The sequence below is a fragment of the Colwellia piezophila ATCC BAA-637 genome (assembly GCF_000378625.1).
Classification (GTDB): Bacteria; Pseudomonadota; Gammaproteobacteria; order Enterobacterales; family Alteromonadaceae; genus Colwellia; species Colwellia piezophila.
In genome coordinates, this window is the sequence record NZ_KB905160.1 from 267893 (window position 1) to 281075 (window position 13183).

Annotated in this window: 12 protein-coding genes; 10 read left to right on the forward strand and 2 right to left on the reverse strand. The window is 38.7% G+C overall.

Annotation, left to right across the window (positions count from 1 at the left end; all coding sequences use genetic code 11):
• Nucleotide 1: 1 nt before the first annotated feature.
• Nucleotides 2-1696, forward strand: a complete 1695-nt coding sequence (locus F580_RS23715) for a methyl-accepting chemotaxis protein (protein ID WP_019025879.1) — start codon at nucleotides 2-4, stop codon at nucleotides 1694-1696.
• A gap of 207 nt (nucleotides 1697-1903) precedes the next feature.
• On the opposite strand, the gene F580_RS0101250 is transcribed toward F580_RS23715, so the two are convergent.
• Nucleotides 1904-2710: an AraC family transcriptional regulator gene (locus F580_RS0101250; protein WP_019025880.1), complete on the reverse strand. Its 807-nt coding sequence runs from the start codon at nucleotides 2708-2710 to the stop codon at nucleotides 1904-1906.
• Between the two features lie 159 nt (nucleotides 2711-2869).
• Here F580_RS0101250 and F580_RS0101255 point away from each other — a divergent pair, with 159 nt between their 5' ends.
• On the forward strand, nucleotides 2870-4108 hold the full coding sequence (locus F580_RS0101255) for an MFS transporter (RefSeq protein WP_019025881.1): 1239 nt from the start codon (nucleotides 2870-2872) through the stop codon (nucleotides 4106-4108).
• A 111-nt stretch (nucleotides 4109-4219) separates the two neighbouring features.
• Here the strand turns inward: F580_RS0101255 and F580_RS0101265 are convergent, their stop codons facing one another.
• On the reverse strand, nucleotides 4220-5095 hold the full coding sequence (locus F580_RS0101265; protein WP_026301172.1) for a LysR family transcriptional regulator: 876 nt from the start codon (nucleotides 5093-5095) through the stop codon (nucleotides 4220-4222).
• A gap of 209 nt (nucleotides 5096-5304) precedes the next feature.
• On the opposite strand from F580_RS0101265, the gene F580_RS0101270 reads away from it, so the two are divergent.
• From F580_RS0101270 to nudC, 8 genes are all read left to right on the forward strand, one after another.
• Nucleotides 5305-5904: a cytochrome b gene (locus F580_RS0101270; RefSeq protein WP_019025884.1), complete on the forward strand. Its 600-nt coding sequence runs from the start codon at nucleotides 5305-5307 to the stop codon at nucleotides 5902-5904.
• A gap of 73 nt (nucleotides 5905-5977) precedes the next feature.
• Nucleotides 5978-6577 carry a YceI family protein gene (locus tag F580_RS0101275; protein WP_019025885.1) on the forward strand — a complete coding sequence of 200 codons (600 nt, stop codon included), beginning with the start codon at nucleotides 5978-5980 and terminating at the stop codon, nucleotides 6575-6577.
• A 374-nt stretch (nucleotides 6578-6951) separates the two neighbouring features.
• Complete coding sequence (locus F580_RS0101280; RefSeq protein ID WP_019025886.1) at nucleotides 6952-7806, forward strand: GGDEF domain-containing response regulator; 855 nt, start codon at nucleotides 6952-6954, stop codon at nucleotides 7804-7806.
• Between the two features lie 68 nt (nucleotides 7807-7874).
• A complete protein-coding gene (locus F580_RS0101285; protein ID WP_019025887.1) occupies nucleotides 7875-8876 on the forward strand; it encodes a hypothetical protein in 1002 nt (333 codons plus the stop codon).
• Between the two features lie 2 nt (nucleotides 8877-8878).
• The gene (locus tag F580_RS0101290) at nucleotides 8879-9487 is read left to right on the forward strand and encodes a hypothetical protein (RefSeq protein ID WP_019025888.1); all 609 of its coding nucleotides are present in this window, start codon (nucleotides 8879-8881) and stop codon (nucleotides 9485-9487) included.
• 118 nt (nucleotides 9488-9605) lie between these two features.
• Nucleotides 9606-11579 carry a PAS domain-containing sensor histidine kinase gene (locus tag F580_RS25290; RefSeq protein ID WP_019025889.1) on the forward strand — a complete coding sequence of 658 codons (1974 nt, stop codon included), beginning with the start codon at nucleotides 9606-9608 and terminating at the stop codon, nucleotides 11577-11579.
• Between the two features lie 130 nt (nucleotides 11580-11709).
• Nucleotides 11710-12057 (forward strand): winged helix-turn-helix transcriptional regulator, encoded by a 348-nt coding sequence (locus F580_RS0101300; protein WP_019025891.1) that lies wholly within the window; start codon nucleotides 11710-11712, stop codon nucleotides 12055-12057.
• Nucleotides 12048-13031, forward strand: a complete 984-nt coding sequence (gene nudC, locus F580_RS0101305; protein WP_019025892.1) for an NAD(+) diphosphatase — start codon at nucleotides 12048-12050, stop codon at nucleotides 13029-13031. The genes F580_RS0101300 and nudC overlap by 10 nt, the downstream gene beginning before the upstream one ends.
• Nucleotides 13032-13183 lie beyond the last annotated feature (152 nt).

The following is a 13183-nucleotide window of genomic DNA, read 5'->3' on the forward strand; positions in this document are numbered from 1 at the left end:
GATGAAAGTTAATTTATCAATCAAGCATCGTATTATGGTTATGGTTATGCTAGCCGTTGCTATACAGTGTCTTACTACAGGCATAATACTATCGCAATTAATCTCCATTGAGCATCATGTTAAATCCGTAGCCAGCACACACATTCCCATTACCAAAGCGGTCACCTCGTTAACAGAGCACCAGTTAGAGCAAGAAATATACTTTGAACAGGCTTTTCGCTTTGCTTTAGCTATCGCCACTGAGCCCAAAGCAAGCGCACACTATAGTGCTGCGGTTAAGCACTTTAACAGTTTAAATAAAAAGATCGACAACGAATTACAGGCAATAGAACATTCACTTGTTCAAGCAAAAAGTCATGCTGAAGAACAGGTGGCCATAGATGAATATGCCAAGCTTTTAGTTGATATCAAACTACTAGAACACCAGCATGAAAACTGGGCTAAACACGCGCAAGCGGTTTTTGTGGCATTAGAGCTGCACAACTTTCATCAGGCTGAGCTGTTAAGCGAAAAAGTTGAAGATGAGGCTCTAGAGCTAACTCAGCATGTTGAAGCGGTCTTAGCTGAAATTGAGCGTTTTACCGAAGAGGCAGTAATAAAAATAGATGAAGAAGCTATCAACCTTGAGTATATTGCTTTAGCTGCAGTGGCAGCTAGTGTACTTGTTAATATAATGAGCGCTTGGCTGGTTATTAAGGCCGTGCAAAAGGGTTTGAACAAAGCAGTAAACTCATTAGAAAATATTGCCCATGGTGATTTAGAGCAACATGTTGTAACAGACGAGCCAGGAGAAGTAGGGCAAATGCTTGAACATATGGAGACCATGCGATCGAGTATTTGTCTTATTTTAACCAAGGTCAATGACTCGACCAATGATGTGCAACAAACGGCTGAGGTATTAGCGCAAGCAAATAACAAGGTGCAAGATAATTTAGCAAATCAATTTCAACAAATTGATTTGGTGGCTACGGCAATTAATGAGTTGTCTTCAACCGCACAAGAAGTGGCAAAAAACACCAACAGTACCCTAGAGTTAACAGAAGCCGCCTCAACAAGCTCTCAGCAAAGTCAGCAGGTAAATTTACAGGCCATGGAGCAAATTAGGCAACTGGTAGAAAGTTTATCAGACAGTGGAGAGGCGCTTACTAAGCTAGAAAAGAACAGTGAAAAAATAGAGTCAGTATTGGAAGTCATCAAAGGTATTGCCGATCAAACCAATCTTCTCGCGCTTAATGCCGCGATAGAAGCCGCCAGAGCAGGGGAGCAAGGCCGAGGTTTTGCTGTTGTTGCCGATGAAGTGAGAAACTTAGCGCAACGTACACAAGAGTCAACTAAAGAAATTGAACAAATGATTGAGCAGTATCGTTCGGGTGCACATAGCGCGGTGGTGGCTATGGATCATAGCCGAGAGCTTAGTGCCAAAACCATAGAGTTCTCTGAGCGCTCAAATGCTTTAATGGCCGATGTTAATGAAGCGATTAGTAGTGTTAATGATATGTCCACCCAAGTGGCGACCGCAGCGGAGGAACAACACTGCGTGGTTGAAGAAATAAATAACAATATCACCCAAGTTAATGATGCCTCCCATGAGAACAAGTTGGAGATTGATCGGGCTGTGGAAGCAACCACTCACTTACAGTCTACCTCGCATGAGTTACATGAGGAGATGAGTGAATTTAAACTTGAAAAAAAATAGTGATAGTTATTCGTTACCGTTAAGGACTAGTAAGTTGGCCTCAAACAAAGGTTACCAGAGTAAGTAGCTAGATACTCTATCAAGGTTTCAATGTATTCGATTATCAAGGCAAAACGTTTATGAATAACGGGTTATTTATCGACGCTTTAACGCTGAGAATAGGATAAAGGGCAATCTTGAGAAAGTGCTGCTTATCCAGAGTTCAGCTTACTTAGCAAGGTACTTTTTAGGTGAGCAACCAAGTTGTTTTTTAAAGCCAGTAATAAATGCTGAGGTTGATTCATACCCTAGTTCAAAGGCAATATCTACCAGTGGCGTATTGCTGTTAAGTAATTCTAATGACTTTAATATCCGCAATTTTTGTTTCCATCGACTAAAACCCATGCCGTAATTTTTATTAAATAAGCGATTTAGTGTCCGACTTGAGGCGCCAACCTTAAGTGCCCATTGCTCTATGGTTAATTTATTCGCGGGTTCTTGATTCAGAGTTTCAATAATAGGTAATAGCCTTTTATCTTGAATAGTTGGCATAAAGAGCTGGTTACTTTTCGCCATGGTTAAGCGGTCGATTAACACTAAAATAAAACGCTGTGTTTGCGCTGTTTCTTGATAATCTTCTGGCCAGCTTGATATTTCCAATATCAATGCTTTTAATAAGGGGTCAATCGTTAACGGCCGTACTTTATTACCGAGCACCTCACTCAGTACTGGATCGATATATAAGCTACGATAGCTGACCTTGTTTTTACAAAAATGCTGATGCGCCATACCTGGGGGTAACCAAAGAGCTTGCTCGGGGGGAATAACAAAAATACCCGCATCGGTTTCAATGTGCATAACGCCCACACAAGAATAAGATAGCTGTGACCAAGGATGAGAATGGCTAACAATTTGAGTCATGGGCTCAAATTCTGCAGAGGTAGGTAATACCGCTCGGGGTAAGCTTGGGTAAAGTCGGCTAGGGCTTTGTTTATGCCAAGTTGATTTTGTCTGAATTGATAAACTAACTGTCATAATTGTCGCTATTGGTCATGTTGAAATCATCATATAATGACCTCTCTAGCGGCACAAGTTGAACTTCATAAGAGAACTATCATTATTTGGTACTGCTTACCTAGTTTTAATTACCAATAGCCAGTAGCTTAGAGTCGCTGTTTAAGACAAGGGATCAGTATGGAAAAATCATCAATAGCACAAAAAAACACAGAAAAATTAACGTCAACTTTAGCTGGGCCGGGTAATAAATGGCAAAGTCCTTTTGCTTTTTTAGCCATTGCCAGCATTATTATGTCTATAACCTTTGCTGGTTGGATGGCCATGCTCAATAATTTTGTTATTGAACAGGCTGCTTTTACCGGTGCAGAAATAGGACTATTGCAATCGTTGCGCGAGATCCCCGGATTTTTAGCTTTTACTACCGTGTTTGTCTTGCTCGTTTTTACTGAACAAGTTTTTGCCTTAATTTCCCTGTGTGTATTATCAATAGGTGTTGCTATTACCGGGTTATTTCCCAGTATTTATGGCCTTTATGCGACTACGGTATTGATGTCTATCGGTTTCCATTATTATGAAACCATCAATACCTCATTAAGTTTACAGTGGTTTAAAAAAGAAGAAGCAGCAGCAAAGCTAGGTCAGTTGATGTCGATTAAGTCAGCCGCTTCGCTCACCTGTTATGCATTAATCTGGTTAGGATTTAGTGTTTTTTCTACTAGTTACCAAGTGATGTATTTGTTTTTTGGCCTGAGCGGACTACTACTGACCTTGTGGCTGGCATTTGCACTGCCTAAATTCCCGATGGAACATGCACAACACAAAAAGATTATTTTAAGAAAGCGTTATAGCTTGTATTACTTACTGACTTTTTTAGCGGGGGCGCGCCGACAAATATTTGTCGTCTTTGCCGGGTTTTTAATGGTTGAGAAGTTTGGCTATAGTGTGCAAGAAATCACAGTTTTGTATATGATAAACCATGTTATTAATTTCTTTCTAGCGCCTAAAATAGGACTTTGGATAGCAAGGGTTGGAGAACGAAAAGCCTTAACCTTTGAATATCTAGGCTTAATTACCGTATTTGTTGGTTATGCTTTGGTTGAATCTGCCAATATTGCCGCAGTGCTTTATGTCATTGACCATCTGTTTTTTGCTATGGCCATAGCCTTAAAAACTTATTTCCAAAAAATAGCCGATCCAAAAGATATTGCTTCAAGTGCTGGCGTTAGCTTTAGCATTAATCATATCGCTGCAGTTGTTATACCGGCGAGTTTTGGTTTAGTTTGGCTATATGATAAATCGATGGTGTTTTATGCCGGAGCGGCTTTTGCTTTACTTTCGTTGACGGCAAGTCAGTTTATTAAAACCGCCAAACCAATGGCCGAGAGTGAACAATATAACGCTAAGCTAACTGAGTAGTGCAGCAAATAGCGAAGCGAAAAGTAGTTGATAACCAGCCTGTTGGCTGGTTTTTTGTTGGTGCGACTAAGCTGTTTATTAACGTATAATCCCAACTAAATAGTGCGACAGTTAATTGCCTAGTGCGGCTTTTAAAAACTGATAAAAGCACTGAATACGGGCACTGTGTTTTAAATCTTTATGATAAACGAACCAAATGCTCTCATCTTTATTGGGAATATCTAAGTCCATATTTACTATTGATGGATTCAAACGCGCTTGGTGCTCACCTAGAGGACCAATGCCTATACCGGCAACGACTGCATCATGAATATCAGGGAAGTGGTTACTTTGAAACACTATTCTATTTTTATCTATTTTATCAACTATGTAGCTAACAAACGGAATACGGTATTTTTCCGGTGTCGGTAGTGCCCAATTGTGCTGATTAAACTCATCTACTGAGTTTGGCTTGCCATATTCATCGACATAACTTTGTGACGCATAATAAGCCGTCCGTAATTGACTCAGCTCTTTAACTACAAGGTCAACACCCGAAGGGCTAGGGCCTGCTCGTAAGGACACATGAGCAGCACCAGAGTCTAGCGGGATAATGTCATCAGTAGAAATAAGTTTAAGGCGAATCTTAGGGTATTGCTCTCTAAATGCTTTTAATGCTGGCGTTATAACCGGAGAGAATGAACTCACCGTTGTGATCCTAAGTTCGCCACTAATATCCCCTTCGACATTTTGCAATTTATTTTCTAAGCTGGAAAACTTGGCCAACATTTCCGGCATTTCATCCATTAACAAGTAACCAGCATCGGTAAGTTTATAGCCACGCTGGTGGCGAATAAATAGTTTTACTTCCAGTGCTTGCTCTAATTGATTTATGCGCCTTAATACCGTGGCATGATTTATTCTAAGGGATATGCCCGCTTGGCTTAAACTGCCATCAATAGCGACCTGGTAAGCTATTTTATAATCATCCCACGAAATATCTTTCAAGACAGCGCTCTCCATTTAGGGTGCAGTTACTATTATGAGTTGTGCATATTTGCACAACAGTTTCGCATTTATTGGTATTTTTTAATAGGCTTTAGTTCGATATAGTAGCGTTAACGTTGATGGTGACTTTGGTAGTTAAAGTTAACAGGGTTGGCCATAGCGAGCTAACTAACTAAAATAGATAAATAAAAAGCGAAAGAGAAAATAGTATGAGTACGAGCATAATAAAGAACACCGAAAATAGTTATGGCCTAGTTGCCATTGCTCTGCATTGGGTGATGGCGCTAATTATATTTTCCCTATTTGGCCTAGGCTTATACATGGTAGAGCTGACTTATTATGATGCTTGGTACAAAGGCTCACTCGATTTACATAAGAGTATTGGTATGACTTTGTTCATTATTTTTATGCTGAGAGTTTTTTGGCGAATGGTAAATGTCACACCAAAAAATGCAGATCAATCTGTCAGTAAGTTAGCAGTCAATGCAGCACATTATGCTCACCTTGCACTTTATGCCCTGATGGCGTTTTTGATGATAGCGGGTTATTTGATTTCGACCGCCGATGGCCGAGCAATTGATGTTTTTGGTCTGTTTTCAGTGCCGGCAATGCCGATTAGTTTTACTAACCAAGAAGATATCGCCGGCAATATTCATGAAATACTTGCTTGGACATTAATTATATTTAGTGTCGGTCATGGCCTGGCGGCCTTTAAACATCACTTTATCAATAAAAATAATACCTTAGTGCGGATGCTAAAAGTATCTGGCAGTAATAACAGCACAACTAAATCAATAACTAAACGTTAAATAATCCAATTAACTCAATCAAAAAACTTACTATTAATTAACTTTATATTAGTAAAAAGACAAGGAATATCACATGAAAAAGACACTATTAACAACCCTAATTACCACCACTTTATTGGCTAGCTCACTATTTGTCAGCTTAGCTGCTAGTACAGCGCAAGCGGCAAATTATAAAGTAGACGTAAAAGGCGCCCATGCTTTTGTCCAGTTTAAAATAAAACATCTTGGTTATAGCTGGCTATTAGGGCGTTTTAATACCTTTGACGGTGACTTTACCTATGATGAGCAAGCACCTAACAAGGCAAAAATTAATATAGAAATTGATACCCGCAGTTTAGATTCGAATCATGCAGAACGTGATAAGCATCTTAAAGGTAAAGATTTTTTAGATGTTAGCCGCTTTCCAAAAGCAACATTCATCAGCCAAAGCATTAAATTTAGTGATAAAGAAAAGGCTGTGGTAACCGGAGAATTTACCTTAAAAGGTGTGACTAATACCATTTCCTTCCCTATCGTTAAAATTGGTGCAGGGCAAGATCCTTGGGGCGGTTACCGTGCCGGATTTTCAGGTACAGTAAGTTTAAAACTTAGCGATTACGGTATTACTTATAATTTAGGTCCAGCATCTACTCATGTAGAAATGGCTTTGCATATTGAAGGGGTGCGTATTTAGCGAACCAGCTTGGGTATATATTTTAAAAGCCAGTTTATAACTGGCTTTTTTATGCTACTTCGAATAAAAACAGTTTGATAAATAGCTGCTGAATTTATCTCAACATCATTATTGCCGCCTATTATTCCCCCTGCATTGCATTTTGCAAAACAGTTGCAATTTGAGCAACTACTGCCAACAACTATCTACTCAAATAAAAACATAATTCTGCTAAGAGGCAGATAAATAAAGTGATATATAAAAATAAACTGATGAGTTTTACTTTGGTATACCAATTGCAACCTAGCTATTACTCAGCATTAACCCAATTTTAGATCTATAGAGTCAGTGTCTATTTATTATTTACTTTTATATTTCCAGGGTAAGGAGATCATATGTTAAGAGAAAAGAGTATCCTCATCGTTGATGATGAAGAAGGCGTTAGACAAACGCTTAAAAGAGGTATCCATCGCCAGTTTAATAAAGGCTGCAAACGAGTATCAATTAGCGAGGCCGGTAACGGTAAAGAAGCTATAGCCATCGCTAACAACTTTCCTCCCGATTTAATTCTTATGGATATTCGCATGCCGGTTATGGATGGATTAAAAGCTTGCCAAATTTTAAGAAGTGATAGTAAATTTGCCTCTACCATGATCATTATGCTGACCTGCGAAATAACCGAAGAAAGTGCTGGTTTACTCTCGGGCGCAGATGATTACATCATAAAGCCCTTTGATATAAAAACCTTACTCATTCGTATCGAAAGAGGCCTATTTAAACAAGGAGCAATGGGTCCAGTCTCCTATGCGGAAAGCGATGGTGTTTTATCTAAAAATTACTTTGTAGAAAGTTGGTTAAATTATGAAATAGCCAGAGCAAAACGTTATCAACACCCTTTAAGTTTACTGTTAGTAAAAATTGAATCAATAAATGACAAACAAGGAGCTAAAAGTAGGGACTTAGAAGTGATAAAGCTATTAAAACGTAGGGCATCTGATCCCTTGATAAAGTGGGGTGAGAAGACCTTTGCTATTTTACTGATTGAAACCTGTGCCGAAGATGCAGTTTTACTTGCTAAGCGTATCATCTGGTTAGTTCAAAAAAGTCCAAATCTTTCACCGCCTAATTTAGGTATTGCTAACTTAGAAGACACCTTTACTGATGATTTAATTATCAATGCCGAGTACTCCTTAGCGGCTTCAATAGCTAGCGGAAATGTTGTCCTTAATAGGTTGGCGGTAAGTTTGTAAACCCTAATTTATATTGGTTGCTTTTTATTCGATAACTTATAAATCTTTATGTGCTAGTAGGGGGAGCTATGAAACCTTTGTCATCTATTTTTGTAGGATTGTTTTTAACGTTTGTATTGCTAACTTGGTCAGTGCATTGTTATGCCACTTTTACCCAAAACCTCAGATGGAGTATAGATGGCAGTGCACGCTTGAACCATAACCAAGCTTTAGATAATACTAGTCGAATTTATGCTTTAGGTTTAGATACCCATAAAGTCTTTACGTACGCCAATGGTGATATTGGTTATGGCGTAGCGCAGGTTTACTGGACTAAATTATCTAACCATATACCTGTACCTTTTTTATTTACTTCTAAAGATGATAGTGAGTTTATTATCAGAGAGGCGCACCTCAATTTTACTGCGGGTCCCAACTGGTTGCCTAATGTTCGAGTCGGTCACTTTACTTTACCTTTCGGCTTGGAAGAGAGTATTGATACCAATGGTCGCTTACTTGATTACTATCATGGTAAAAACTTGGGCACAAAGCTCGATTGGGGGCTTAGCCTCAACAAAGTAATAAGACAAATAGAATATAACGTGAGTTACACCCTCGGTGGTAAAGACAAGGCAAAATCAGTTGACGGCTCTTATGCGGTCACCGGGCGAATAGGTTCATTAAGTCATCTTGACTTTGTGCTTGGTTTATCCATTTTTGATGGCAAGATTGATAATGTATCAAGACAAAGGTTGGCACTCGATTGGCAGTATTACTGGGGTACATGGGGACTCTTAGGTGAGTTAGCATTAGGTAAAGATAATAAACAACCACAGGGATGGCAAAACGAAAAGTACAATTTAGTTGAGCTAAATAAATCCGCCGTTAATGAGCAACTAAAATTATATGGCCAGTTCATCATTAGGGATAAGGAATTTCAAGCAAGTGCAAATAAACTAATCAATATTGGCTTTAGTTATCAATTTAATACTCAGTTAGAGTTTAGCATGTCCGGGGGGCTGCAAATTAATAGCCCAGCAAGCGGTAAAAAACAACAATTGGCTAGAGCGCAAATAAGGTATAGGTACTAATTATGAACAAACTTCATATGGTATTAGCACTGACTTTACTCGTACTGCTATTACTACCTGGAAAGGTTAACGCCATCGCTTATTGCTCCTTACGTGACCCGGTTGCGCAAATAGCACAGCTTTATCCGCAAAAAACTAATCAACTATCTATCGTTAAAACCGTTGATGATAACATTCGCTCTCAAGTACAAGTTGCACTGCCTAGTAATGACTTACACTTTAGTGAACTCGGACGACATACCCTATATATCGCTATGTTGGGTAAGCAACCCCTAGGTTATGTCCATGTAAGATCAGAGCAAAGTGATTGGGGCTTGGTAGAAATAGTGTGGGCAATTGATAAAGACTTAAGAATAAGTAACTTTGTTTTTCAACGCTGTAGAAGTCCTAAAAAGAAAATTGCCCAAAAAAGCGATTTTAAAGCCATATTTATTGGCAAAAACTATCGAGAATTGAAAGCACTATTAAGTGCTGATGGTATTACGGCAAAGAAAAGCGTATTAAATAATGCGCAAGGCGCTGCTGAGTTAGCCAATGTTGTTTTAATGTGTGCTTTGAAAACCCTGTTACTGACCGAAATGTTATGGGGAGAGGACTTGGAAAAGCTATAGTTGTAGTAACGGTTTTATTTATATATCCGTTACCAATCAAAGTGCAGGACTCAGCTGGAATTAGAAACCCGCATTTTGAAGTATCGTGGCTATATAACTAAACAATGGCAAATTAATTATGAAAATCTCTAATTATAATCAGCTATTAGCAATATCGACACTGCTCTCTGGTGTAGTTATTTTTGCAAGCCTTTGGCATCAATATCAAAAGGTGGAGCAAATATCTCGGGCACATTACGAGTCACGTTTGTTGGTACAAACCATTGAACATGTATTTACTATGTCGCAACTTTGGTTAACCACACAAGACTTACTGTTTTCTGGTCGACAAACGTATTTAGCAAAAGGTATAAAAGTTCAATCGGAACAGCTTAAGAAAACACTGCTCTTGGTTAAAATAAAAAGCTCTAACAAAAATGATAAAAATTTAGTGCAGGCTTTGATTACTAGCATTGAACTAAATGATGATATCGTCAATTTCTTTGTCAATATTTCAAGAGAAGATAATAAGTTTTGGCAAGCTAGGGTTGCTGAATCTGACCAAATAACTACGCGTTATGTTAGTAACTTAGAACTATTATCAACACAGGTTTTGACGGATAATAACGCCTTAAGTAAGCTGACTAAGAGAGCCTCGGGCAACTTTATCAAGCTGTCCTTATTAGTGGTTTCTTTATATTTATTCGTTATCGTATTTACGGTAAGTAGTTTTAGTAAATATATAGTAAAACCCATCGAAAATATTACTGCTTTAGCTCAACAGGCTGCATCTGAAGATGTGATTGTTGAGTTTAGACAAACCCGAGCTCCTACTGAAGTCATAACCTTATCAAAAGCTATTCAGCACTTTACTCAACATATCACCATGGCAAAAAAACGAGCTGAGTTAGATAGGCTTAACGTTATTAAGGCAAATGATAAAGCCAATATTATTATGGATACCATACCTTGTTCGGTACTGCTGGTTGATGATAAAGGTCTGATAAAAGAGTGCAATATAGAAACTGAAAAATTATTGCTAAGTAACAAAAATGATATTATTGATAAGCCAGTGTCAAATTTTGTCCCTGCGTTAGCAACATTAGATGGTCAGTTTGATAGTGAAATAGTGTTAAGAAACATGGAGGAATCTTTACTCGCTCCTCGATTTGAACACCCACACATTGAATTCTCTGGCCGGAAAATTGTTATTATGGGAGGGGTTAATTATTTAATTACGCTGAATGATATTAACGAAAGGAAACAGAGCCAAAAAGCATTGTCTTCATTAAATGAACAGTTAATAAATGCAGAGAAGCTTGCTTCCATAGGGCAATTATCTGCAGGTATAGCCCATGAAATTAATAATCCAGTAGGTTATATTCGCAGTAACTTGGATGTACTTAATGACTACTTTAATCCATTAATAACGTATATCGAATTAACAAAAAATCCGGACAACAAAAATGCGGCCGAAGTTTTTTTCAAAAAGGAAGATTTAAGTTTTATTCTCGATGATATTGAACCCTTAATCGCATCCTCTTTAGAAGGCGCGGCAAGAGTAAGTAAAATAATTAAAGACTTAGGGAATTATGCCCATATTGACGATAAACTGCCTGAAGCAATCCCCATTGATGAATTAATAGAAAAAAGTCTGACCTTAGTCGCGAATGAACTTAAATACAAAGTAGAAATAACCAAACGGCTAGAAGCTAACGCCAGTGTTATGGGCTTTCCACAAAAATTATTGCAAGTGTTTATTAATATGCTTGTAAATGCTTCTCACGCTATTGAAACTCAAGGCAGTATTTGTATTTCGTCACGTGTTGTTAAACAAGAAATTAATGTTTGTTTTGCAGACGATGGCTCTGGTATTCCCCAAGAGCACCTGAAAAGTATTTTTGATCCCTTTTTTACCACTAAGCCTGTAGGCAAAGGCACCGGTTTAGGGCTTCATATCGTACGATTAATTATTGAAGATCACCAGGGTCGTATTGATGTTAGCTCAAAGGTTGGAGAGGGTAGTCAGTTCAATATTTATTTACCTATTCATCATGCGGACCTCATTAAAAACAAAACATTTCAAGTAACGGATAGACTAGGTATTAGTTAAGGCTAAGTATTGCCCATGAAATACCTGCTATGTACCCAAGCTAATTAAGGCTTCATCTTCATGTAGTTTGAGTATAGTAACCATGCTACAAATAATGTAGCATGGTGTTTTCATTAATGTAGAAATGACCATGACCATACCCCTTCCAGGTGGCCAAGTACGCGGTTCTAAAACCGGTAAGCCTATTATGGCTTTACTCGATTTACTTGGTCGAACATGGGCGTTAGGTATTATTTGGCATCTGCATAGTGGTCCAGCAACCTTTAGAGAGTTGCAACAGCGCTGTGAGAAAATCTCTCCTACCTTGTTAAATACTCGACTAAAAGAACTCAAGACACTGCAGCTTATTGAAAGCCAACAAGCTGGTTATCAATTATCACCCCAAGGTGTTGACTTATTTGACATAATATCTCCTTTGGGTAATTGGTCATCTCAATGGGCACAAGCACTTATGGATGAAAGTAAATCATGTCATTAGCCTACGGTAATATGCCCTTAGATAGAGGTACTAACCAACGAAAGAATAAACGCTGGTTAAGTGCTGAGTTTACTCAGGATAAGACGCTATTTTGCCTAATCAATGATGGTATGAGTTTGTTCGAAAAAAGGGCGGTACATATGCCTATTTACTTGAGCAGGACACAGCTGCCCACTTTAACTGTTGATAGTTGCATTTACTTAGGTAAAGGAGCATTAGGTAAGGGTACATTAGATAAAGAAAGTCGCTCTGTTTTTGCCGTCGATTTTAATAAATTACGCTTCTCTACTCAGCAAGAGTTAACTGAAGTCGGCCAATGGTTAGGGCTTAGAAAAGTCACCGCTACTTTATCCGCCATTGATGCGTCAATATTAGCGCTTGCTAAAGGTTTGGTGCATTGGCATATAAGTCATCAATTTTGCGGTCAATGTGGTCATGCTAATCGTTCTGTTGAAGCCGGACATGCGAGACGCTGCTCTGATTGTCGCAATATGAGCTTCCCACGAACCGATCCTGCGGTCATCATGTTGGTCGAGAAAATGTTTGACGATGGTATTGCCCGCTGTTTATTAGGTCGGCAGGCCAGCTGGGCTAAGGGCATGTATTCCACCTTAGCGGGCTTTGTAGATCCTGGTGAAACACTAGAGCAAGCGGTGGTCAGAGAGGTGATGGAAGAAACCGCCATTATCGCTGAAACTCCGCAATATATTACCTCACAGCCTTGGCCATTTCCCGCCTCAATCATGTTAGGTTTTACTGCTGTTGCCACATCAGAAAAAATTGATATCAGCCAAGATGATTTAGACGATGCACAGTGGTTCACACGCGAGCAGTTAGCTGATTTTGTGGTGAATAATTCTAAGGTAGAAGAGTCAGAAGAATCAAATGAGCCGCAATATAAAATGAGTAGTGGTGATTCTATTTCATCGTATTTAATTACTGCATGGCTGAACAAAGAAATTGGGCAGTATTAATTGCAGTGGCTTAGTTAGTGTTTTAAATGGTAAACGTATAACTGTGCGCTTGTTGTACTGACAAGTTTGTGTGCATTGAAGACATTAACTAAATGTTATTTGTCATACTTTTTTCTAATGAACTATTTTTTACTTACCACTAAAGGGCTCAG

Bases quoted from the DNA above. Each gene is read 5' to 3' on its own strand.
- F580_RS0101275 (WP_019025885.1), top strand. From the start codon at position 5,978: ATGAAAAAGACACTATTAACAACCCTAATTACCACCACTTTATTGGCT.
- nudC (WP_019025892.1), top strand. From the start codon at position 12,048: ATGTCATTAGCCTACGGTAATATGCCCTTAGATAGAGGTACTAACCAA.
- F580_RS0101290 (WP_019025888.1), top strand. From the start codon at position 8,879: ATGAACAAACTTCATATGGTATTAGCACTGACTTTACTCGTACTGCTA.
- F580_RS0101285 (WP_019025887.1), top strand. From the start codon at position 7,875: ATGAAACCTTTGTCATCTATTTTTGTAGGATTGTTTTTAACGTTTGTA.
- F580_RS0101250 (WP_019025880.1), bottom strand. From the start codon at position 2,710: ATGACAGTTAGTTTATCAATTCAGACAAAATCAACTTGGCATAAACAA.
- F580_RS0101300 (WP_019025891.1), top strand. From the start codon at position 11,710: ATGACCATACCCCTTCCAGGTGGCCAAGTACGCGGTTCTAAAACCGGT.
- F580_RS0101280 (WP_019025886.1), top strand. From the start codon at position 6,952: ATGTTAAGAGAAAAGAGTATCCTCATCGTTGATGATGAAGAAGGCGTT.
- F580_RS25290 (WP_019025889.1), top strand. From the start codon at position 9,606: ATGAAAATCTCTAATTATAATCAGCTATTAGCAATATCGACACTGCTC.
- F580_RS0101255 (WP_019025881.1), top strand. From the start codon at position 2,870: ATGGAAAAATCATCAATAGCACAAAAAAACACAGAAAAATTAACGTCA.
- F580_RS23715 (WP_019025879.1), top strand. From the start codon at position 2: ATGAAAGTTAATTTATCAATCAAGCATCGTATTATGGTTATGGTTATG.
- F580_RS0101270 (WP_019025884.1), top strand. From the start codon at position 5,305: ATGAGTACGAGCATAATAAAGAACACCGAAAATAGTTATGGCCTAGTT.